Raw genomic sequence first — 24,288 nt, 5'->3', positions numbered from 1 at the left:
AACAATAAAAAATATTTATATTTTTTTTAAAATAAAAAAATTAATATATTAATTATAAATAAAGTTAATAAAATTAAATATATGAATCAAAATAATAACAATACAAAAAAAATTATACCATTACATAAATTTGCAGAATATGCTTACTTAAATTATTCTATATATGTTATTTCAGATAGAGCCCTGCCACACATTGGTGATGGATTAAAACCAGTACAAAGAAGAGTTATTTACGCAATGTCTGAATTAGGTTTAAGGTCTATAGCAAAATTTAAAAAATCAGCACGAACTATTGGAGATGTAATAGGTAAATATCATCCACATGGTGATATTGCTTGTTATGAGGCAATGGTGTTAATGGCGCAACCGTTTTCTTATAGATATCCATTAATAGAGGGACAAGGTAATTGGGGTTCTCCTGATGATCCTAAATCTTTTGCTGCAATGCGTTACACAGAATCACGTTTATCACAGTATTCTAATATCCTATTACAAGAAATTAACCAAGGTACTGTAGACTATATTGCTAATTTTGATGGCACATTATTAGAACCAAAAATATTGCCAGCTTGTTTACCTAATATTATACTAAATGGTGCAACAGGTATTGCTGTAGGAATGGCTACGGATATACCTCCTCATAATATTAAAGAAGTAACTGATGCTATAATAAAATTAATTGATAATCCTCAAACGACTTTACATGATATTTTAGAAATTATTCAAGGACCTGATTTTCCAACTGGTAGTGAAATTATTACTCCTAGAAAAGATCTCTTGAAAATATATGAACATGGTCGTGGTTCAATACGATTAAGAGCAGTATGGCATATTAAAGACCGTAGTATTATTATTACATCATTGCCACATCAAGTTTCTGGTATACGTATTCTTGAACAAATAAATTTACATATTAGTAATAAAAAATTACCTATGATTGAAGAGATTAGAGATGAATCTGACTATGAAAATCCAACTAGAATTGTGATCCTTATACGTAATAATTTTGATCACTTAGAATTAAAAGATATTATGTTACATTTGTTTTTTATTACTGACTTAGAAAAAAGTTATCGTATTAATTTGAATATGATTGGTTTAAATAATAAACCTGCAGTAAAAAATTTGTTAGAAATCTTATCTGAATGGATTATATTTAGACGTACAATTATCAAAAAAAGATTAAATTTTTTTTTGAAAAAAATAACAGATAAATTACATATAATACAAGGATTATTAATTATCTATACTAACTTAACAGAATTTATTCAAATTATACGTTTCCATCATCAACCACAAAATATCATCAAAAAAAAATTTAATCTTACAGATATACAAACTGAAACAATTTTAAATTTTAAATTACGTTCTATTTCTTTTTTAGAAGAAGAAAAATTACTTTATGAACAAAAACAATTAAAACTTAAATATAAAAATATACATGATATATTAATTTCAAAAAATAAATTTAATATTTTATTAAAAAAAGAAATACTAACTGCTACTACTAATTATAGTAATGAACGTCGTTCCTTACTAAAAGAACAACAAGAAGCTAAATTATTAAATGAAAATATATTAGTTACAGGAGAACCTGTTACAATAATTTTATCTAAAATGGGTTGGATTAGATGTGCTAAAGGTCATACTATTGATCCTAATAATTTACATTATAAATCTGGAGATTCTTTTTTTATATCAGTAAAAGGGAAAAATAATCAATTTGTTGTTATAATAGATTCTAAAGGCCGAAGTTATAGTATTGATTCAATTTCATTACCACCAGCTAGAAGTCAAGGAGAACCTTTAAATGGCAAAATTCATATACCACAAGATGCTGTAATAAAGTATTTAATTATGACATCATCTAAAAAACAAATTTTATTATCTTCTAGTATTGGTTATGGATTTATTTGTAAATTTACTGATTTTATCGCTGGTAATCGAAATGGTAAATTATTAATGACATTAACAAAAAATGCTACCATATTAACACCTATTATTTTAAAACAACAAAATAATTATGTTCTAGTTATATCTTCTTTAGGATATTTTTTATTATTATCTATGCAAGATATTCCTATTATGTCCAAAGGCAAAGGTACTAAACTAATATTATTAAATAATCGCAGATCTAAAAATAATATAGAAACATTAAAATGGGTTTTTATTATTTATCCACAATCTATTATAACTATACATACAGAAGACAAAAAACAATTTGATTTAAATATTCATAAATTAAAAAATTTTATTGGCAGAAAAGGACAAAAAGGTTTTATATATGTAAAAGATATCAAAATTAGTAACATTACCTTAAAACATTAAATATATCTATTATCATTTAGATATATATCATAAAAATTATGTTTTTATACATGATAACTAATACAGTTAAAAACTAATCATATGCTAAGTTTGTTTTTAATAAATTTTATGTCATATAAATATAGGATGGAAGATAATGAAATGCGTGTATTGAAATTTGGCGGAACATCATTAGAAAATGCAAAAAAAATTTTGTTAGTTAAAAACATTATTCTTACAAAATTACAAAATAATAAATTGGCTATTGTATTATCTGCACCAGCTAATATCACAAATAATTTATCAAAATTAATAGATATGGCTATTATAAATAAACCTTTACAAGATAAATTTATTATGATGCAGAATTTTCTTTTAAATATTGCAAAAGATTTAAAAAAAAATATAAATACTTTAAAAGTTAAAAATATTCTTGATAAGATTAATAAAGTTTTTTCACAATTAGAATATTTATTTCATTATATTTCGATATCAGGACATTGTTCTAATAAAATACATGCTAAAATTTTATCACAGGGTGAACAATTTTCTATTATTATTATGGAAGCATTATTAATAACGACATGTAATAAAGTATATGTTTTATCCCCTAAAAAATTTTTATTAGCTGAAAGTAGTAATTATTTAGAATCTACAGTAGATTTAACAATATCTATACAGAATATTAAAAAAATTGATTTTACACATTTTAATATTATATTAATGGCAGGTTTTTCTGCAATTAATAAAAAAAATGAAATAGTTTTGTTAGGCCGTAATGGTTCTGATTATTCTGCAGCTGTTTTATCAGCATGCTTGCATGCTAAATATTGTGAAATATGGACAGATGTAAATGGTATCTATACAGCAGATCCGAATATGGTATCTAATGCTATTTTATTAAAACATTTATCATATTTAGAAACTATTACTTTATCTTATTTAGGCGCTAAAGTTTTACATTATAAAACTATTTTGCCTTTATTAATTAATAATATTCCTTGTGTTGTAAAAAATATAATGTTTCCACAAAAACAAGGTACAATTATTAATCATCATTCAACTGATAATATCCCTAAAGGCATTACTAAAATAGAAAATATAGTGATGATAAATATTATTATTAATAAACAAAGTGATATYAATATTTTAATTAAAAATATTCATAGTGTTCTGATATCTTCTAATATAACTATATTTTTTATTACACAAACATATAATCCTAATATTATTAATTTATGTTTATTACATAAAGATTATATTGTACTACAAGAACAATTATATTTTACATTAAAAACCGAAATAAAAACTAATACTATTAGAATAAATGTTAAAACAAAATTGTCTATTATTTCTATAATTGGTTTAAATATAAATAAAAATATAGATATATTAAATAATTTTCTATCTGTTTTTAAAATAACTAAAAAAAATATTTTAATGATATCACATAATCACGTACAACATGTTATTTCGGTCGTTATAAATAGTATGGATGATAAATATATTTTAAATATGGCACATCAAATTTTATTTAAGAAAGAGAAAATATTAAACGTATTTATCATAGGGACTGGCAATATTGGTAAAACTTTATTAAAACAAATTCATCATATACAACAAAAAAAAAATAATAATTTAATAAATGTTAGAATATGTGGCATTTTAAATACGAAACATACTTTTATAAATTACAAAGGTATTGATTTAAATAATTGGGAAGAGTATATACAATATGAACCTAAATATACAATACAAAATTTTTTATCTCGTATGCAAAATAATATATTAGCTAATCCTGTTATTATAGATTGTACTTCTTCTCGTTCTATTGTGGAGCATTATATAAATTTTTTTCATTGTGGTTTACATGTAGTTACAACAAATAAAATTGCTAATACAGATACATTAGAATTTTACAAAAAAATACGTAATACTGCATATATACAAAAAAAAAATTTTTTTTATGAAACAAATGTAGGAGCAGGTTTACCAATTATTAAAACATTACAGGATTTATTACATACTGGTGATAAAATAATAAAATTTTATGGTATTTTATCAGGTTCATTATCTTTTATTTTTGGCAAGTTAGAAGAAAATATGCCTTTATCACAAGCAGTTAGTTTAGCTCAAAATATGGGTTTTACTGAACCTAATCCATATATTGATTTATCTGGCATAGATGTCGCAAGAAAATTATTAATTTTAGCAAGAGAATTAGGTTTAAACTTAGAATTACAAGACATACATACAGAACCTGTTATTAATTTTGATAAAATCCAAAGTAATATAACCAAATTATCATTATTAAAAAATTTATCAGAAATAGATTATATTTTTAGTAATAAAGTTAAAGAAGCCAAAAAACAAAATAAAGTATTACGATATATTGGCAGTATTGATGCAAAAGGATTATGTAGTGTAAAAACTATGGCAATAGATATAACACATCCGCTATATAATATTAAAAATGGTGAAAATGCCTTTATTTTTTATACTAATTATTATCAACCATTACCTTTAGTATTAAAAGGTTATGGCGCGGGTAATAATGTTACTGCTGCAGGTATTTTAACAGATCTATTACGTATTAATATTTTATAAATAAGTGATTTTAACAATGATAAAAATTTATTCTCCTGCATCTATTGGTAATATTAATGTTGGTTTTGATTCGTTAGGTATCGCATTAACTAGATTAGATAATGGTATATTAGGTGATTACGTTACTATTATACCTCATAAAACATTTACTTTAATGAAAACAGGTTTATTTATACAAGATTTGCCAGAAGACAATGAAAATATTATTTTTCATTGTTGGCTAAAATTTTGTGATAAAATTAATAAAACCATACCTGTTAAAGTTTTATTAGAAAAAAATGTTCCTGTAGCTTCTGGATTAGGTTCTAGCGCATGTTCTATAGTATCTTTTCTTAAAGCTATGAACATATTTTGTGAGTATCCTTTAACTAATACAGAATTAATAATTTTAATGGGAGAATTAGAAGGCCTATTTTCTGGTAACATACATTATGATAATATTATTCCGTGCTATTTAGGTGGCATGAAATTAATATTATCTATGAAACATATTAGCATCCAAGATATTCCTATTTTTTCTAATTGGTTATGGGTTATAGCATATCCTGGCATTTCTTTATCTACATATAATTCAAGAAAAATTTTACCTAATACATATACATTAGAAACATGTATACAACATAGCCAATATTTATCTGGTTTTATACATGCTAGTCATATACAAAATGAAATATTAGCAGCAAAATTATTAAAGGATCATATTGCAGAACCATATAGAAAAAATATTATCCCTAATTTTAATAAAGTTAAAAATAAAGCTAAACAATTAGGTGCTTTAAATTATGGTATTGCAGGTTCTGGACCTACTATATTTTGTATTTTTAATCATTTACATAACGCACAAGATATGGTGATGTGGCTCAAAAAATATTATATTCAGAATCATAAAGGATTTGTATATATTTGTACAATTAATAAAGTAGGTACTCAAATAATGGAGAAAATATGATGTTTATAAATCTTAATGATATAACACATAAAGTTAATTTTATGGAAGCATTAAAAATAGGATTAGGTCGTAATCAAGGGTTATTTTTTCCACATACTATACCAAAATTAGATGATAAAATAATGTATAAATTATTAATGCAAGATGATTTTATAACTTGCAGTAGCAAAATACTATCTTGTTTTATAGACAATAAAATACTAGCTTTAAAAGATTTAAAAATTATTATTAAAAAAGCATTTAATTTCCCATTAAAATTACAATTATTAAATAATAACCTTGCTTGTTTTGAACTATTCCATGGCCCAACTTTATCTTTTAAAGATTTTGGCGTTCGTTTTATGGCACAAATATTGCATTATTTTTATCATAATGAAAAGATAATAATCTTAACAGCTACTTCAGGTGATACTGGAGCTGCTGTTGCACATGCTTTTTATAAAATACCTAATATTGAAGTGATTATTTTATATCCATATAAAAAAATTACTTCTTTACAAAAAAAATTATTTTGTACATTAAAGAATAATATTACTTCAATTGCCATAGAAGGTGATTTTGATGATTGTCAAAAATTAATTAAAAAAGCTTTTAGTGATAAAGAATTAAATAATATATTTAATCTAAATTCTGCTAATTCAATTAATATAAGTCGTTTATTAGCACAAATTTGTTATTATTTTGAATTATATAAACAAGCATCAAAATATTCCGAATCTAAAAAAATTATTGTATCTGTACCTAGTGGTAATTTTGGTAATTTAACTGCAGGTTTAATAGCAAAAAACATGGGCTTACCAATATATAATATTATTGCAGCAACTAATATTAATGATACAGTTGTTAAATATTTACAACATGGTGATTGGAAACCTCAACAAACATTATCAACATTATCTAATGCCATGGATGTTAGTATACCTAATAATTGGCCAAGAATATTAAAAATTTTTAATGATAATCATTATCCGATTAATAAATTAGAAGCTTATTCTATTACAGATTATGTAACATCTAAAAATATCAAAAGATTATATCAACAATATAAATATATTTCAGAACCTCATGCAGCAGTTGGTTTTAGTGCATTACAATATAAGCATGGCACTAATGATACTTTTAATATCTTTTTAGGTACAGCACATCCCGCTAAATTTCAAAAATATATATTACAGCTTTTAAAATATAAAGTATTATTACCAGATGTGTTATTATATTATTTTAAAAAAGATAATCAAAACCATGTTTTACCCAATAATTTTAATGTGTTTAAAAATTTTTTAAAAAAAAATATAAAAATTTAATATGTAAATAATTTTTAATTAAAGTATTAACTATGATAAAATTAAATAATTTGGTTTTATTTACGAGTTTTGCTATTTTTATTAGTAGTTTTATGTTATTTATTTCTTATTATTTAGGAGGTCGTTCATATGGCATTGATAAAAATATTCCATTTGAATCTGGTGCTGCATCTTATCAGGATACCCATATTAAAATGACAATTAATTTTTTTTTAATAGCAATATTTTTCGTTATTTTTGATATTGAATCATTGTATTTGTATACATGGGCTATAAGTATTAAAATGATACGAATAGAAGGATTAATTACAGGATTATTATTTATAATAACGATATTACTAAGTTTATTATATTTATTTAAAATGAATATTTTTAATTTTTATAAACATTTAAAATCTAATTAAAATGTTATGGGTAACAACTTGAAAAGTATTAATAATGATCAGTATTTTATACAACAAAAAAATAAAAATGATAATTTTCAAAAAGAAACAGTTAATAATAACATATTTCTGGGTAAATTAAGTGAAATTACTCATAATATTATTAATTGGGGAAGAAAAAATTCTTTATGGCCATATAATTTTGGCTTATCTTGTTGTTATGTAGAAATGACTACTTCCTTTACTTCTATTAATGATATTGCGCGTTTTGGTTCAGAAGTTTTTCGTACTTCTCCAAGACAAGCTGATTTTATAGTTATAGCTGGTACTTGTTTTTTAAAAATGGTACCTATTATACAAAGATTATATGATCAAATGTTAGAACCAAAATGGGTTATTTCAATGGGTTCATGTGCTAATTCAGGAGGTATGTATGATATATATTCTGTTGTGCAAGGTGTAGATAAATTTTTACCTGTAGATGTTTATATACCAGGATGTCCACCAAGACCTGAAGCATATATTCAGGCTTTATTATTATTACAAAAAGCTATTAGTTCTGAAAAACGACCATTATCATGGATAATTGGTGATCAAAAAATTTATAAAAACAAAATAAAAACATCTAATATTAATAATATAAAAAATATAAAATTTCGTTCAATAAATGAAATTTAACATTATTCAAAATTATAATTCGTAATAAATAACAACAGAGATGTTTTATGTATGTGTGATACTACTGTTTTACAACACAACTTCAATTTAAATAAAAATATTAAAGATAAAAATACACAATTTATTATACATATATTAACAAATAATTTAGGCCCTAATAACTTTATAATACAACATGATAATCATATACCATTATCTATTTGGATAAAACCAAAACAAATAATTGATTTTATAAAAATTTTATGTAAAATATATCATCCATATAATATGTTATATGATATGCATGGTATTGATGAAAGATTACATAAAAATAAATTTTGTATATCTTTTACAAAAAAAATGGATTTTTCTTTATTTTATCATTTTATTTCTATAGAAAGAAATGCTGATATACTGTTAAAAGTACCTTTAAAACAAAAAAAACTATATATACATACAATTACATCTTATTTCTGCAATGCAAACTGGTATGAAAGAGAAATTTGGGAAATGTTTGGAATATATTTTATGCATCATCCTAATTTAAAACATCTTTTATTACCTAATAACTGGAATGATGGATATCCTTTACGTAAAGAATATCCTAGTAGAGCTACAGAGAAAAATATTCATAACTTCACTAAAGAACAACATGCTATAAATATCCAAAATACACAATTTGATCCTCATGAATGGGGTTTATCTATTAAAAATAATAATTATGATTATATGTTTTTAAATTTAGGTCCTAATCATCCTTCAGTGCATGGTGTTTTTAGAATTATATTACAATTATCTGGAGAAAAAATTATTAATTGTATTCCTGATATAGGATATCATCATCGAGGTGCTGAAAAAATTGCAGAAAGACAAACATGGCATACTTACATCCCATATACAGATAGAATTGAGTATTTAGGTGGCTGTGTCAACGAAATGGCGTATATTCTAGCAGTAGAGAAATTAGCTAATATTACTGTTACAACTAGAATACAAGTTATTAGAATAATGTTATCTGAATTGTTTCGTATTAATAGTCATTTGTTATATTTATCTACTTTTATACAAGATGTAGGAGCGATGACACCTATTTTTTTAGCATTTACTGATAGACAAAAAATATATGATATTATAGAAGCAATTACAGGAGCCAGAATGCATCCTGCATGGTTTAGAATAGGTGGTTTAGCTAATGATTTACCTAAAGGGTGGAATATTTTATTAAAGAAATTATTAATTTGGTTACCTAAAAGAATTAAAATATATCAAGACGTTGCTTTAAAAAATAGTATTTTAATCTCTCGATCTAAAAATATTGCTGTATATCATAAAAAAGAAGCAATTTCTTGGGGAGTGACTGGTGCTGGATTAAGAGCTACTGGTATCAATTTCGATATTAGGAAACAACGTCCATATTCTGGATATGAAAATTTTGATTTTGATGTACCTATCGGACATGTTAGTGATTGTTATTCAAGAGTTTTATTAAAAGTAGAAGAAATATGGCAAAGTTTACGTATTTTAACACAATGTTTGAATTATATGCCTGAAGGCCCTTATAAAGTTGAACATCCTTTAACAACGCCACCAATGCGTAAAAACATGTTATATAATATAGAAAATTTAATTAATCATTTTATACAAGTATCTTGGGGACCATTAATACCAGCCAATGAAGCTATTCAGATGATTGAAGCTACTAAAGGAATTAATAGTTATTATTTAATTAGTGATAATAATACTACTAGTTATCGTACACGAATTAGAACACCTAGTTTTCCTCATTTACAACAAATACCTAATGTTATTAATGGTAGTTTAATATCAGATTTAATTACTTATTTAGGGAGTATTGATTTTGTTATGTCTGATGTAGATCGTTAATATATAATTATGAATACAAATAAAACAAATATAAAAAACTTATTAAATAATCAAGATATTAAGATAATTAATAATATTATTAAAAATTATGAATGTCGTAAAGCTGCTATTATTGAAATATTAATATTATGCCAAAAAAAATATGGTTGGGTTTCTGAACACAATATGAATATTATTGCACACATATTAAAATTAGATATTTCTGAAATAGAAAGCATTGCTACTTTTTATAGCCAAATATTTAGATATCCTGTTGGTAAGTATGTTATTAAATATTGTGATAGTGTTGTATGTTATATTAAAAATTATAAACCAATATTACAACATATAAAAAAAAAATTACATATTAATATAGGTCAAACTTCTATAGATAATAGATTTACTTTGTTACCTATATGTTGTTTAGGACATTGTAATAATAGTCCTGTTATTATGATTAATGAATGTGTCTATACTAATATTACAATTAAAAGTATTAATATTATATTGGATAAATATATGTATGAATAATACTAATATGAATAATTATAATCCGGAAAATTATCCATTAACATGGCGTATTAAAAATACACAGCAAACCATTTTTTTAAAAAAATATATACAACAAGATGGTTATAAAGCTTGTACAAAAGCATTAACAACTATGACCCCTGAAGAGATTATTCAATTAATAATATTATCTGGATTAAAAGGTCGAGGTGGTGGTGGATATTCAACTGGCGTTAAATGGAGTTTAATACCGAAAAAAAATAGTCCATATGATAATCGTTATTTTATATGTAATGCAGATGAAATGGAACCTGGTACATATAAAGATCGTTTTTTAATAGAAACTTTACCACACCAATTAATTGAAGGAATAATTATTAGTGCATATGCTATACAAGCTAATATAGGATATATCTTTTTAAGAGGTGAATATATTAAATGTGCACATATTTTGACTATTGCTCTGCAAGAAGCACGTGATTTTGGTATATTAGGCAATAATATATGTAAAACTAATTTTAATTTTAAATTAATTTTACATACAGGAGCTGGAAGATATATTTGTGGAGAAGAAACAGCATTAATTAATTCATTAGAAGGGAAACGCGCAAATCCTAGATTTAAACCACCTTATCCAGCAACAATAGGTTTATGGGGTAAACCTACCTGTGTTAATAATGTAGAAACTATTTGTAATATTAATGGAATTATTTTGTACGGAGCAAAATGGTATAAAGATATATCAAAAAGTAAATATGATAGTGGTACTAAGTTATTAGGTTTTTCTGGCAATGTGAATAATCCTGGATTATGGGAATTGCCATTAGGAACACCTGCAAATATTGTTTTTGAACAGTATGCTAAAGGAATAAAAAAAGGTTATAAATTTAAAGCCTGGCAACCAGGAGGTGCTGGTACAGCATTTTTAACTCCAGAACATTTAAATACGCCCATGGATTACAAACATATAAGTAATGCTGGCAGCAGATTAGGTACAGGTATTGCTATGTTAGTAGATCACCATATTAATATGGTATCTTTATTAAAAAATATAGAAATTTTTTTTGCTAGAGAATCTTGTGGATTATGTACTCCGTGTAGAGAAGGATTACCATGGATTGTTAAAATATTAAATGTTTTGGAAAAAAAACAAGGTTCTACAAAAGATGTAATATTATTACAAGATATTAGTAATCAATTAATTAATGGTAAAACTTTTTGTACTTTTGCTCCTGGCGCTATTGCCCCATTACAAAGTGCACTAAAATATTTTTTAAATGAATTTAACGAAGGAATATTAAAATAAAATTAAAAGATAGTATATAAAATAATTAATGTAAATGTAAATTAAATTAATAATGAATAATTTAAAATGATGGAATATATGTTTTATGGTTACTATTAATATAGAAGGTAAATGTTATAACGTTAATAAAAAAGATAATTTATTAGAAATATGTTTATCTCTTGGATATAACGTACCATATTTTTGTTGGCATCCACGTTTAGGTAGTGTGGGTACATGTAGACAATGTGCAATTAAACAACATGATAATATATATGATAAAACAGGACATATTATAATGTCTTGTATGACCGTCCCTATCGAAGGATCTTGTTTTTTTATCAATGATATTGAAGTTAAACAATTTCGTAAAAGTATAATTGAATTTATGATGATTAATCATCCTCATGATTGTCCAGTTTGTGATGAAGGAGGTAGTTGCCATTTACAGGACATGACAGTAATGTCTAATCATATCAAACGAAGATACATATTTGAAAAAAAAACATACAAAAATCAGTATTTAGGACCTTTTATAGCACATAATATGAATCGTTGTATTAAATGTTATCGTTGTACACGCTTTTATAAAGATTATGCACATGGTACTGATTTAAATGTTTTTGGTGCTAATAATAATATTTATTTTGGCAGATTTAAAGATGGAGTATTAAAAAATTTTTTTTCAGGTAATTTACTAGAAGTATGTCCTACAGGTGTTTTTACTGATAAAACTTATGCAAAACATTATGCACGTAAATGGGATTTGCAATATGCTCCTAGTATTTGTCAGCATTGTTCTTTAGGATGTAATTTACATATTGGTGAACGTTATAGTTTTTTAGCAAATATACAAAATAGATATAATAAATATATCAATCATTATTTTTTATGTGATAAAGGACGTTTTGGTTATGGTTATATAAATTTAGTAAATCGACCTACAAATATTATTATGAATAATAATAAAAATAATGTTATTTGTGATAATAACATTATAATGAATAATATAGCAAATATTATTATGAAATCTAAAAAAATAATTGGTGTGGGGTCTCCTAGAGCTAGTATTGAAAGTAATTTCACATTAAAAAAATTAGTTGGAGAACATAATTTTTTTACAGGAATATTATTACATGAACAACAACAAATAAATTATTATATTAATATTTTAAAAAATAAAAATATTTTTTTTCCTACATTATCTGAGATAGAAACATATGATACTATCATGATTATTGGAGAAGATATTAGTGTAACTAATCCTCGTGTAGCATTATCAGTAAGACAAGCCATCCAAAATAGCTATAAAAATTTAGCAACTAAAATTCCTTCTTGGCATAGTAATGCGCTAAAAAATGTATCTTCAGATAAACACAATCCTTTAATTATTACTAATATAGATCATACGCATTTAGACGATATTGCTACATGGAATTATTATGCTCCATTAGAAAATCAAGCAAGATTTATACATGCATTATTATTTTATATAAATCATAAAAGATTTGATCAACATATTACTGATAAAACAATATATAACAAAATTATTGCTATAACATCTATATTATTAAATGCTAAAAAATGTTTATTTATTACAGGAACTAATACAAGCAATATTGAATTATTACATGCAACATATTTATTATTACAAACTTTATATAAAAAAAACTTACATGTAGGTTTTTTTATGACTTTATATACAGTAAACAGTATGGGTATAAATTTAATACAAGGACAACCATTAGAAAATATTTTTCAAATAACATATCCAATAGATACAATGATTATTATGGAAAACGATTTATATTTTTATGAAGAAAAAGCTAAAATAGATCAATTTTTAAAGAATATACCTAATATAGTTGTATTAGATCATGTTTATAACAGTACTACAAAAAAAGCTACCATAATGTTGCCTGTAACAAATTTTATAGAAAGTAGTGGTACAGTTATTAATAATGAATGTAGAGCACAAAGATTTTTCCAAGTATATAAACCAACTTATTATAATATTAATAATCAAAGACAAGCTAGTTGGAAATGGTTATCTTGTATTAATAATATAATACATAATATATCTAAAAAAATAATTTTAGATGACATAATAAATCAATGTATATCATCTATCCCTGTATTATACAATATTAAATATGCTGCTCCTGCATCAAATTATAGAAAATATGATAATAAATTTGCGAGATCACTAATAAGATATAGTGGTAGAACTTCTATGTTAGCACATAAAAATATTCATGAACCTATACAACCAAATGATACGGATACTATGTTTAATTTTTCTATGGAAGGTAATAGCTCGGAACATTGTCTCCACATGGCATATACATGGTTGCCTGGTTGGAACTCTATACAATCGCTATATAAATTACACAAACATATAGATAATATTCAGGATAAAGCATTAGTAAAACAAAAAATTAACATTAATAATTTAAATATACATATACAATCTATTCAAATACCTAAAAAGTTTATTCCACAACATAAATTAATAATTGTTACATATTGTACTTTATTTTTTAGTAATGACTTAATACAAAAATCATTATTAATACAAAAACATCATAATATACATTATGCTATTTTTAGTCGTAAAGATGCTGCCTTTTTAAACATCCATGATAATAATATAATTGAATTATATTGCTTGAATAATTATTTTATTTTAAATGTTAAAATTTCAGATAAGTTACATCCTGGTTTAATTAGTTTACCATTAGGAATACCAACAATACCTTTATGTTTTTTATATAAAACTATTGATCATATCAGGATATTAAGACAATGAAAAATAATAGTTTATACATAATACAAAATATAACTTTCTTAAAAACATTATTAATATTAGTAATATTACTAGTTAGTGGCGCTTTTCTTAGTTTTATAGAAAGACGTATTTTAGCATGTTTCCAAAATCGTTATGGTCCTAATAGAGTAGGCTGGCAAGGAAGTTTACAAGTATTTGCAGATATGATTAAAATTTTATTTAAAGAAGATTGGGTACCTAAATTTGTTACTAATAAAATATTATTTAATATTGCCCCATTAATCACTTTTAATGTAATTTTAACAATATTTGCTATATTGCCTTTAACGAAAAAAATAATTATATATCCTTTAAATATAGGAATCTTATTTTTTTTAATGATGGCTAGTATTTCTATTTATGCTATATTATTTGCAGGATTATCTAGTAATAACAAATATGCTTTGCTAGGATCTATTAGAGGAATAGCACAAGTTTTAAGTTATGAAGTATTTTTAGGATTATCTTTAATGGGTATTGTCTGTCAAACAGGTTCATTTGACTTATATAATATAGTATTATATCAACAACATTGTTGGAATATTATACCTCAATGTTTAGGCTTTATAACTTTTTTTATATCAAGTTTAGCATTAAATCATAGGCATCCTTTTGATCAACCGGAATCAGAACAAGAATTAGCTGATGGATATCATATTGAATATTCTGGTATGAAATTTGGATTATTTTTTGTTGGTGAATATATTAATATTATAGTTTTATCTTCTTTAATAGTAATTTTATTTTTTGGAGGATGGTTAGGACCTATTTTACCAGGTATAATATGGTATTTATTAAAAACCATATGTTTTATTATATTATTTTTTTTAATACGTGCATCATTACCACGACCTCGTTATGATCAAATGATGTTTTTTGGTTGGTTTATCTGTTTGCCTATAACATTAATTAATCTTATGATAACTGCATGTGTTATATTCATATAAAACAAGTTATTTTACAAGCATAAAAATTTATGAAGATAAAAAAATTTTTTATAAATATTTGGAGTCAATTAAATAGTATTTTGATAGTTTTTAATAATCTCTTTAAAAAGAGAGAAACTATAATGTATCCTGAACAAAAAGTATATTTATCACCTCGATATAGAGGTAGAATAATATTAACTTGTGATAAAAATAATAATGAACGTTGTGTAGCATGTAATTTATGTGCAGTTGTTTGTCCTGTAGGTTGTATATCTTTAAAAAGAGCTATTAATCCTATTACAAACAGATCTTATCCAAAATTTTTTAATATTAATCTATCTAGATGTATTTTTTGTGGTTTTTGTGAAGAAGCTTGTCCTACAGGAGCTATACAATTAATTCCAGATTTTGAATTATGTGAATTTGATCGAAAAACATTAATATATCAAAAAAAGCACTTATTAATAAATAATGTAGGCAAATATCCTGATTATGATTATTACAGTGTATCTGGTGTCAAAATACATAATAAAACTAATAAAAAGATTATACCAGATAATTTTATTGATGTAAAAAGTTTATTGCCATAAAAGATATAATATAAAAAAGGTTTTATAATGAAAATATTTTTTTATATTTTAAGTATGATGCCAATTCTATTTACTATATTTATTATTTTTAGCATGAATGCTATTAATACATTATTGTATTTTTTAGCTATATTATTTTCTATAGCTGGAATGTTATTTGTTTTAGGTAATTTTTTTATTGGTTCAATAGAAATCATTATTTATACTGGTGCTATTGCCATATTATTTATTTTTATTATTATGTTATGTAATTATAAAAATAATATTGTATTTGAAAAACAAACATTACTAACAAAGCCTTATTTACTTTGTCTATTATTATTTATGGCTATAATATTTATAATGAGTTTGTGTATTATAATTTTTCAAGAATATAATAATAAATATTTAGTTTATCATATTAACGATTTAACTCATCTTGGTGTTAATTTATTTAGCAAATATAATATTATTGTCGAATTAATTTCAATAGTCCTTTTATCTGGCATTGTAATTGTTAATCATATAGGTAATAATCTTAATAAATAATGTTATCATTTTATACGTAAAAAACATATGATCTCTTTATATTATATATTAGTAATACTACTCATTATATTTATAATTAGTTTTACTGGCTTAATTATTAGGCAGCATATTTTATATATTTTAATTTTAACGGAAATTATGCTAAATATAGCCGCATTCACATGTATTATAGCAGGTAATTATTGGCAACAAATAGAAGGCGAAATAATGTATATATTATCTATCAGTATTTCTGCTATTGAAAGCTGTATAGGATTAACATTATTAATGTTATTATATTATCGTAAACATACAATGAATATTAATTCAATTAGTGAGTTAAATGGATGAAATTACTTTATTTAATTATTTTAATTCCTATTATTAGTTTTATAATATTACTTTGTTGTGCTGATTTTTTAAGTAAAAAATATATTGCAATAATTAGTACAGGATCTATTGGTTTAAGTTTTATTATTACCATAATTAATAGTTATTCTTTTATAAAACATCATTATATTACATATAATCAGCATTTATGGAATATTATCAATATTGATTATTTAAATGTTAATTTAAATTTAAATATAGATATGTTAACGATAAGTATGTTATTTGTTACTTTAGGTGTAGGATTATTAATACATATATATTCTATATGGTATATATATCAATATAAAAAAAATGAATATGTTAGATTTTTAATCTACACTAATTTATTTATGATTAGTATGTTATTATTAGTTTTAGCGGATAATTTATTAATAATGTTTTTTGGTTGGGAAGGAGTAGGAATATGTTCCTATTTATTAATAGGATTTTTTTATCGTAATAAATCTAATGGATACTCTGCAATTAAAACTTTTTTAATTACTAGATTTAGTGATATTTTTTTAGTGATTAGTATGATGTATATTTTTTATATTTTCCGAACCTTTAATTTTCATAAAATTATTATGTTAATTACATCATCATATATGTACTATAATACATATCATTTAAAATTTATTGCTATAACATTATTAATTGGTGCGATAGGCAAGTCTGTTCAGTATCCTTTAAATACTTGGTTAATCAATGCTATGGCAGGACCTACACCAGCATCTGCTTTAATTCATGCAGCAACTATGGTAACTGCAGGAATATATTTAATATTACGTAATAATATTATATTTATATTTTCTAATAGTATACTAACATATATTAGTATAATTGGCATAATAACATTATTATTATCTGGTTGTTGTGCTTTAGTCCAAACTAATATTAAATATATATTAGCTTATTCTACTATGAGTCAATTAGGGTATATGTTTTTAGCATTAGGCATATGCTCGTGGAATGCAGCTATCTTTCATATTATAGCACATGCTTTTTTTAAAGCATTATTATTTTTATGCGCTGCATCTATTATTATGTTTTGTTGTAATGAACAAAATATATTTTATATGCAAGGTTTAAAAAAACACTTATATCATTTATACTATATTTTTTTATGGGGTAGTATATCATTAACATCAATACCTATAATAACATTAAGTGGTTTTACAAAAGAGAAAATTTTATACGAAGCTTATATACATAATCATCTCTATTTGACTATATTGGGTTTATGTGGTAGTTTTATAACATCATTATATACAACTAGAATGTTTTATATAATTTTCCATAATACTAATAATCATATCAAACATTATTCTAAATTAAAATATTCATTTACATATTATTTTCCATTGACTATATTAACTATACTAACTACTGGAATTAGTAAAATATTTTTGCCGTTAAATACAAATATTATTCATCCGCAACAAAATTTTATAAAAAATGATTTTTCATATCATATATTAGAATTCATATCATTAATTATTATATTAAGTGGTTTTATGTCATATATGTTATATAGTAAATATCAACAAAAAATATATCAATATTCTAAAAATAATTTAATAAAAAAAATATACTTTATAAAAAAATTTTTTTTACATGGTTGTTATATAGATGTGTTCTATCAAAAAATTATAGTCTATCATTTTTTGAAGATTCTTTTGTATATAAAAAATGATCCAATTACGAAATATATTGATATAACGATAAATGTTTTATATAAAATTAGTGATATATTACTAAAAAACCAAAATGGTAATATTTGTTATTATATATCTTTTATGTATGCTGGTAATATTATTATATTATTATTCATTATGATAAATAAAATATTACTGAAATAATATAAATATTTTTAGGGACATACTATGTTATTACCTTGGTTAATCTTGATCCCATTTTTAGGTGGATTTATTTGTTGGCAAAGTGAAAAAATTAATTATAAATGTCCACGTTGGTTTTCTTTAATTACTATTAGTATAGTATTTATTACGACATTAATAAAATTATTTACATATTATCATCCTCCTGTATATGACCAGTATCACATATGGGATAATGATTTTATTCGGTCTTGGATGCCGCATTTAGGAATTTTTTTCCATTTGTCGTTAGATGGATTATCATTAATAATGACCATGTTAACAGGGTTGTTAGGTACGGTAGCTGTATTATGTTCGTGGAATGAAATAAATAAATTACATGGCTTATTTCATTTAAATTTATTATGGATTTTAAGTGGTGTTATTGGTGTGTTTTTATCTTCAGATATGTTTTTATTTTTTTTATTTTGGGAAATTATGTTGATACCTATGTATTTTCTTATATCTTTATGGGGACATAATGCTATTAATTATTTAAGTCGTATAAAAGCAGCAACAAAATTTTTTATATATACACAAACAGGTGGTTTTTTTTTAATAATTGCTATTATATTATTAGTTATTATACATCAACAAAATACGGGACAACTAACATTTGAGTATAATGATTTATTATATACACCAAAATCATTATTTATGGAATATATAATTATGATATGTTTTTTTATTGCTTTTGCTGTTAAAATGCCTATTGTACCACTACATGGATGGTTGCCAGATGCGCATAGTCAAGCGCCAACTGCTGGATCTGTAGATTTAGCAGGCATATTATTAAAAACTGCAGCATATGGTTTATTACGTTTTGTTTTGCCTTTATGTCCTTATTCTTCCTTACATTTTGCTCTATTTCCCATTATATTAGGAATAATAGGCATTATTTATGGTTCTTGCATGGCATGTGTTCAAATTGATATAAAAAGAATTATTGCTTATACATCTATTGCACATATGGGATTTATTTTAATAGGTATTTATAGTCATAATAAAATATCTTATCAAGGAATTATTATACAAATGATCTCTCATGGCATAACTGCTTCAGCACAATTTATTTTATGTGGTCAAATATATGAACGTTTAAAAACTCGTAATATCACATATATGGGTGGTTTATGGAATAAAATGGGTGTTTTGCCAGCTTATTTTTTATTTTTTTGTTTAGCTAGTTTAGGAATTCCGGGCACAGGGAATTTTATAGGAGAATTTTTAATTTTATTAGGTGCTTTTGGCAAATATCCAATTGCTGTTACTATAGCAACTTCAGGTCTATTATTTGCAAGTATTTATTCTTTAAATATGATGCAAAAAATATTTTTTGGAACATGTATAATTCAACAAAAAAAAATATATAAAATATTTTTAAGAGAAAAAATTATCATGTTTATATTATGTTCATTAACACTTATTATAGGTTTTTATCCTCAACCTATTTTAAATCTTTCTTATAATATTATTAATAATATTTATGCTCATTAATAATATACAAGATATATTTTTTAAAAATAATATTTTAACTAATTTAATAATATTTGATGATAAATTTTATGATATCTATTATACCGTTCGCTATATTAATAATAACAATAATTATTTTATGTATTAATATTATTATTAAACGTAATATTTTTATCAGTTGTTTGATTACCGTAATGGGTTTAATAACAACTATTTTAAGTTCAATATATTTGCAGTTTTATACAAACATACAATTATTACATAATAATTTATTTTTATATAACAATTTTTATTGTTTTTATGCCATAATACTAATGATAATTAGTGTTATTACATGTTTAATAGTATTTTCTTGGTTAAAAAATTTACCTTATAATAAAGATGAATTTTATTTATTAATATTAATTATTTCTTTAGGAGGCATGATAAATAGTTATGCAAATAATTTTATTGTTTTTCTTATAGGTTTTGAGTTAATTTCCATACCTTTTGTTGGACTTATTATATATAACATATGTTATAAAAAATCTCTGGAAGCAAGCATAAAATATCTTATATTATCTAGCATAACCTCTGCATTTCTCATATTTGGTATTGCACTAATTTATATAGATTGTGGCACTTTAAATTTTATCTATATAAAATATTATATATTGTATAAGTTAAATACTCAAAATATACATTTATATATTATTGGTCTATCTTTTATATTATTTAGTTTAGGATTTAAATTGTCTTTAGTACCTTTCCATTTATGGACTCCAGATATTTATGAGGGATCGCCGTCATTAATTAGTATGTTTTTATCAACATTCAGTAAATCAACTTTTCTTATATGTTTATATAAGCTATTAATATTATTTCATCTAACAAAAATTAATAAATTTATTATATCGAACATATTACTTAGTATATCCATACTATCTATTATTTTTGGTAATTTAATGGCGATGAAACAAAATAATATTAAACGTTTATTGGGATATGCTTCAATAGCACATATAGGTTATATGTTAATTATATTTATTTATCATATAAAATATCCTCAAAATACTTTTTTAACGCTAACTGCATTAAGCATATATGTTATTAGTTATATATTAAATAATATAGGTGTATTTAGTATTATATATTTACATTCTTATCCTAATAATATTAATGATCAAGATTGTCTCTATAATTATAGAGGATTATTTTGGTATAAACCATTATATACTTTTGTTTTAACAATAATGTTATTATCTTTAGCAGGGCTGCCCATAACAATAGGATTCATTGCAAAATTTTATATTATATTATTAGGACTGTATATAAAACTATGGTATTTAGTAATTTTTTTAATATTAGGAAGTGTTATAAGTTTATATTATTATTTACGTATAATTATTACTTTATATTTAAAACCATCAACATTATATGTTATAAATTATAACATACAACAAAATAACATTTTTTATATAAATATTATATTAATATTGATTACAATATGTACACTATTATTCGGTATATATCCTACGTGTATAATACACATTGTATATAAAATATTAGATTTCAATATATAATATATATAATGTGAATATTGTTTTATTTTTTTTGTAAATATAATTTATGTATTATTTTAATAATAATTAATACAGTGATAATAAAAAATATATATTTAATAATTTTATTTAAATCTGTTATGAGAGTTGTAATAACACCACCAAAAAAATATCCTGCACTAGTAAATATCATAGCCCAAATAACAGCACCAACAAAATTAAAAAAAGTAAATTTTAATTTAGAAACATTGGTTATCCCAATAATAATTGGACCGATTAATCTCAAACCATATATAAATCTTACAATTAAAATAAATATATAAGGATAATTATGAATAATATTGTAGTATTTTGTAAAGTTAAAGTTATATTTTTTTAAAAAGTATAAAATTTTTTTACTATATTTCTGTCCTATATAAAATAATAATTGGTCTCCAATAAAAGATCCGCAAATAGCTAATATTACTATTCTGTAAAATAGTAATATTTGTTTACTTGCTAAAAGACCAGCAATAATAATAAATGTTTCGCCTTCTATTAGCGATCCTAAAAAAACTACTAAATAACCATATTCTGTTATTATTTTAGTAAAATTTAACATTATTAATTTACACAATAATTATGGGTCATAAATAATATTTTATTATGTACAAAAATAAACAATATTAATATAATAAAATATTTCAGGTGAGAAAGGGATTCGAACCCATGATATGTTTGTGCATATACATACTTTCCAGGTATGCGCCTTCAACCACTCGGCCATCTCACCATTATATGGAGCTATTATTGTATCCATAATACACTATATAATGCAAATATTTTTCTATATTTTCAAATAATTTTATTAGAGCATGATAATATGGTTATATATAAAAAAACACAATGTCAGTCTACTTTTTTATTTTATGATTATGAAACTTTTGGTTTACATCCGTTATATGATCGGATTGCACAATTTTCTTGTGTGCGCACTAACATGAACTTAGAAGTTATATTACAGCCAAAAACTTTATATTGCCAAATACCTACAGATTATTTACCTAATCTTCAATCTATTAAAATACATAATTTTAACTATCATGATTATTTTAAAAAATATTTATTAGAATATAAATTTGCTAAATATATCAATAATATTTTTACACAGAATAATACTTGTATTGTTGGTTATAACAATATCGCTTTTGATGATGAATTTAGCAGATTTTTATTTTATCGTAATTTTTATGACGCATATAATTGGTCTTGGCAAAATTGTAATAGTCGTTGGGATATATTAAATTTAGCTCGCGCATGTTATGTGTTACGTCCAGAAGGAATAGTTTGGCCCAAACATAATCATATACCAATATTTAATTTGGCAGCAATAACAAAAATTAATAATTTATCATTATATTCCCAATCACATGATGCGTTAAATGATGTATATTCTACTATTGCTCTAGCTAAATTAATTAAAAAAAAACAACCGCTTTTATTTCATTATTTTTTTAAAAATAGATTAAAAAAAGAATTATTGAAAATAATCAATTTATTTACAATGCATCCTTTAATTTATATTAGTGCAATTTATAAAAATATTAATAATAATTTAGGATGTATAGCACCATTATGTTTACATCCATATAATAAAAATATTTTAGTAGTATTTGATTTGCAATATGATGTAAATTTTTTTATCAAAATATATTGGCATGATAAAATTATAGATACTTTACTACCATTTATCAAATTTATTTATTTAAATAAATCACCCATCATAATTCCTATAAAAGTTTTAAAAAAAAATGATATACAACGTTTAAAATTTAATATTACATTATATTTAAAACATTTTGTTATGTTTAAACAATATGTTTGTAAAGTTAAAAAAATTGTCCAAAAATATTTATATAATGTTGCATCAACTCAGAATTATTTATACAAAACAACTAATATGTATAATGTTGATACACAATTATATAAACAATTTTTTCCTATACAGGATCAAAAAAAATTTTATTTAATAAGAAATATAGATATATACAAAAATAACATATTTAATTTTATAGATGATCGTATTAATTTTTTATTATTAAAATATAAAGCAAGAAATTTTACATGTATATTAAATAATACAGAAATTACAGAATGGAACAAATATTTATTTTATAAATATACATCTACACAAATCAATAATTATATTGCACAAATTCATAATTTATTATGTCATGTTAGCATTAAGACAGAACATAAACTTTTTCTAAATAAATTATTATACAGTATAAAAACATATTTAATATGTAATACAAAATAACAAAA

The 24,288-nt window shown here is 23.1% G+C and carries 19 protein-coding genes and 1 tRNA gene; 18 read left to right on the top strand and 2 right to left on the bottom strand.

Annotated elements, in window-relative coordinates:
• The first annotated feature begins 81 nt into the window (after positions 1-81).
• From parC to GJT87_RS01865, 17 genes are all read left to right on the top strand, one after another.
• Complete coding sequence (parC, locus tag GJT87_RS01945; RefSeq protein ID WP_168895724.1) at positions 82-2,328, top strand: DNA topoisomerase IV subunit A; 2,247 nt, start codon at positions 82-84, stop codon at positions 2,326-2,328.
• Positions 2,329-2,436: 108 nt separating this feature from the next.
• Positions 2,437-4,914, top strand: coding sequence for a bifunctional aspartate kinase/homoserine dehydrogenase I (thrA, locus tag GJT87_RS01940; protein ID WP_168895723.1), 2,478 nt, complete (start codon positions 2,437-2,439; stop codon positions 4,912-4,914).
• Between the two features lie 16 nt (positions 4,915-4,930).
• A complete protein-coding gene (gene thrB, locus GJT87_RS01935) occupies positions 4,931-5,863 on the top strand; it encodes a homoserine kinase (protein ID WP_168895722.1) in 933 nt (310 codons plus the stop codon).
• Complete coding sequence (gene thrC / locus GJT87_RS01930; protein WP_168895721.1) at positions 5,860-7,167, top strand: threonine synthase; 1,308 nt, start codon at positions 5,860-5,862, stop codon at positions 7,165-7,167. Before thrB ends, thrC begins: the two co-directional genes overlap by 4 nt.
• 32 nt (positions 7,168-7,199) lie before the next feature.
• A complete protein-coding gene (gene ndhC, locus GJT87_RS01925) occupies positions 7,200-7,571 on the top strand; it encodes an NADH-quinone oxidoreductase subunit A (RefSeq protein ID WP_168895720.1) in 372 nt (123 codons plus the stop codon).
• Between the two features lie 6 nt (positions 7,572-7,577).
• Positions 7,578-8,228, top strand: a complete 651-nt coding sequence (locus GJT87_RS01920) for a NuoB/complex I 20 kDa subunit family protein (protein ID WP_168895719.1) — start codon at positions 7,578-7,580, stop codon at positions 8,226-8,228.
• Between the two features lie 51 nt (positions 8,229-8,279).
• Positions 8,280-10,091: an NADH-quinone oxidoreductase subunit C/D gene (gene nuoC, locus GJT87_RS01915; protein WP_168895718.1), complete on the top strand. Its 1,812-nt coding sequence runs from the start codon at positions 8,280-8,282 to the stop codon at positions 10,089-10,091.
• Between the two features lie 9 nt (positions 10,092-10,100).
• Positions 10,101-10,601: an NADH-quinone oxidoreductase subunit NuoE gene (nuoE, locus tag GJT87_RS01910; protein WP_168895717.1), complete on the top strand. Its 501-nt coding sequence runs from the start codon at positions 10,101-10,103 to the stop codon at positions 10,599-10,601.
• A complete protein-coding gene (gene nuoF / locus GJT87_RS01905; protein WP_246213247.1) occupies positions 10,594-11,886 on the top strand; it encodes an NADH-quinone oxidoreductase subunit NuoF in 1,293 nt (430 codons plus the stop codon). The genes nuoE and nuoF overlap by 8 nt, the downstream gene beginning before the upstream one ends.
• A gap of 85 nt (positions 11,887-11,971) precedes the next feature.
• Positions 11,972-14,674 carry an NADH-quinone oxidoreductase subunit NuoG gene (nuoG, locus tag GJT87_RS01900; RefSeq protein WP_168895716.1) on the top strand — a complete coding sequence of 901 codons (2,703 nt, stop codon included), beginning with the start codon at positions 11,972-11,974 and terminating at the stop codon, positions 14,672-14,674.
• Positions 14,671-15,639 carry an NADH-quinone oxidoreductase subunit NuoH gene (gene nuoH / locus GJT87_RS01895; protein ID WP_168895715.1) on the top strand — a complete coding sequence of 323 codons (969 nt, stop codon included), beginning with the start codon at positions 14,671-14,673 and terminating at the stop codon, positions 15,637-15,639. The genes nuoG and nuoH overlap by 4 nt, the downstream gene beginning before the upstream one ends.
• A 29-nt stretch (positions 15,640-15,668) precedes the next feature.
• Positions 15,669-16,211 (top strand): NADH-quinone oxidoreductase subunit NuoI, encoded by a 543-nt coding sequence (gene nuoI, locus GJT87_RS01890; RefSeq protein WP_168895714.1) that lies wholly within the window; start codon positions 15,669-15,671, stop codon positions 16,209-16,211.
• A gap of 27 nt (positions 16,212-16,238) precedes the next feature.
• Positions 16,239-16,739, top strand: coding sequence for an NADH-quinone oxidoreductase subunit J (locus GJT87_RS01885; RefSeq protein WP_168895713.1), 501 nt, complete (start codon positions 16,239-16,241; stop codon positions 16,737-16,739).
• Positions 16,740-16,766: 27 nt separating this feature from the next.
• Positions 16,767-17,069, top strand: coding sequence for an NADH-quinone oxidoreductase subunit NuoK (nuoK, locus tag GJT87_RS01880; protein ID WP_168895712.1), 303 nt, complete (start codon positions 16,767-16,769; stop codon positions 17,067-17,069).
• Positions 17,066-18,949, top strand: a complete 1,884-nt coding sequence (locus tag GJT87_RS01875; protein ID WP_168895711.1) for an NADH-quinone oxidoreductase subunit L — start codon at positions 17,066-17,068, stop codon at positions 18,947-18,949. Before nuoK ends, GJT87_RS01875 begins: the two co-directional genes overlap by 4 nt.
• Positions 18,950-18,973: 24 nt before the next feature.
• Positions 18,974-20,464 carry an NADH-quinone oxidoreductase subunit M gene (gene nuoM / locus GJT87_RS01870; RefSeq protein WP_168895710.1) on the top strand — a complete coding sequence of 497 codons (1,491 nt, stop codon included), beginning with the start codon at positions 18,974-18,976 and terminating at the stop codon, positions 20,462-20,464.
• Between the two features lie 293 nt (positions 20,465-20,757).
• Positions 20,758-22,005: an NADH-quinone oxidoreductase subunit N gene (locus tag GJT87_RS01865; RefSeq protein WP_168895709.1), complete on the top strand. Its 1,248-nt coding sequence runs from the start codon at positions 20,758-20,760 to the stop codon at positions 22,003-22,005.
• A 22-nt stretch (positions 22,006-22,027) separates the two neighbouring features.
• Here the strand turns inward: GJT87_RS01865 and GJT87_RS01860 are convergent, their stop codons facing one another.
• Positions 22,028-22,585 (bottom strand): DedA family protein, encoded by a 558-nt coding sequence (locus GJT87_RS01860; protein ID WP_168895708.1) that lies wholly within the window; start codon positions 22,583-22,585, stop codon positions 22,028-22,030.
• 84 nt (positions 22,586-22,669) lie between these two features.
• A tRNA-Ser gene (locus GJT87_RS01855) sits at positions 22,670-22,756 on the bottom strand.
• Between the two features lie 90 nt (positions 22,757-22,846).
• On the opposite strand from GJT87_RS01855, the gene sbcB reads away from it, so the two are divergent.
• Entirely contained in the window at positions 22,847-24,283 is a 1,437-nt protein-coding gene (gene sbcB, locus GJT87_RS01850; RefSeq protein ID WP_168895707.1) for an exodeoxyribonuclease I, read from the top strand.
• Positions 24,284-24,288 lie beyond the last annotated feature (5 nt).

Source organism: Enterobacteriaceae endosymbiont of Macroplea mutica, from assembly GCF_012571345.1.
GTDB lineage: Bacteria > Pseudomonadota > Gammaproteobacteria > Enterobacterales > Enterobacteriaceae.
Note: the sequence above shows the minus strand (reverse complement) of the source record. Positions and strands in the feature narration are given on the sequence as shown.

What these genes read in the sequence shown, in the direction of transcription:
- parC (WP_168895724.1), top strand. Translation starts at nt 82, where the DNA reads ATGAATCAAAATAATAACAATACAAAAAAAATTATACCATTACATAAA.
- thrB (WP_168895722.1), top strand. Translation starts at nt 4,931, where the DNA reads ATGATAAAAATTTATTCTCCTGCATCTATTGGTAATATTAATGTTGGT.
- thrC (WP_168895721.1), top strand. Translation starts at nt 5,860, where the DNA reads ATGATGTTTATAAATCTTAATGATATAACACATAAAGTTAATTTTATG.
- ndhC (WP_168895720.1), top strand. Translation starts at nt 7,200, where the DNA reads ATGATAAAATTAAATAATTTGGTTTTATTTACGAGTTTTGCTATTTTT.
- GJT87_RS01920 (WP_168895719.1), top strand. Translation starts at nt 7,578, where the DNA reads ATGGGTAACAACTTGAAAAGTATTAATAATGATCAGTATTTTATACAA.
- nuoC (WP_168895718.1), top strand. Translation starts at nt 8,280, where the DNA reads ATGTGTGATACTACTGTTTTACAACACAACTTCAATTTAAATAAAAAT.
- nuoE (WP_168895717.1), top strand. Translation starts at nt 10,101, where the DNA reads ATGAATACAAATAAAACAAATATAAAAAACTTATTAAATAATCAAGAT.
- nuoF (WP_246213247.1), top strand. Translation starts at nt 10,594, where the DNA reads ATGAATAATACTAATATGAATAATTATAATCCGGAAAATTATCCATTA.
- nuoG (WP_168895716.1), top strand. Translation starts at nt 11,972, where the DNA reads ATGGTTACTATTAATATAGAAGGTAAATGTTATAACGTTAATAAAAAA.
- nuoH (WP_168895715.1), top strand. Translation starts at nt 14,671, where the DNA reads ATGAAAAATAATAGTTTATACATAATACAAAATATAACTTTCTTAAAA.
- nuoI (WP_168895714.1), top strand. Translation starts at nt 15,669, where the DNA reads ATGAAGATAAAAAAATTTTTTATAAATATTTGGAGTCAATTAAATAGT.
- GJT87_RS01885 (WP_168895713.1), top strand. Translation starts at nt 16,239, where the DNA reads ATGAAAATATTTTTTTATATTTTAAGTATGATGCCAATTCTATTTACT.
- nuoK (WP_168895712.1), top strand. Translation starts at nt 16,767, where the DNA reads ATGATCTCTTTATATTATATATTAGTAATACTACTCATTATATTTATA.
- GJT87_RS01875 (WP_168895711.1), top strand. Translation starts at nt 17,066, where the DNA reads ATGAAATTACTTTATTTAATTATTTTAATTCCTATTATTAGTTTTATA.
- nuoM (WP_168895710.1), top strand. Translation starts at nt 18,974, where the DNA reads ATGTTATTACCTTGGTTAATCTTGATCCCATTTTTAGGTGGATTTATT.
- GJT87_RS01865 (WP_168895709.1), top strand. Translation starts at nt 20,758, where the DNA reads ATGATAATTAGTGTTATTACATGTTTAATAGTATTTTCTTGGTTAAAA.
- GJT87_RS01860 (WP_168895708.1), bottom strand. Translation starts at nt 22,585, where the DNA reads ATGTTAAATTTTACTAAAATAATAACAGAATATGGTTATTTAGTAGTT.
- sbcB (WP_168895707.1), top strand. Translation starts at nt 22,847, where the DNA reads ATGGTTATATATAAAAAAACACAATGTCAGTCTACTTTTTTATTTTAT.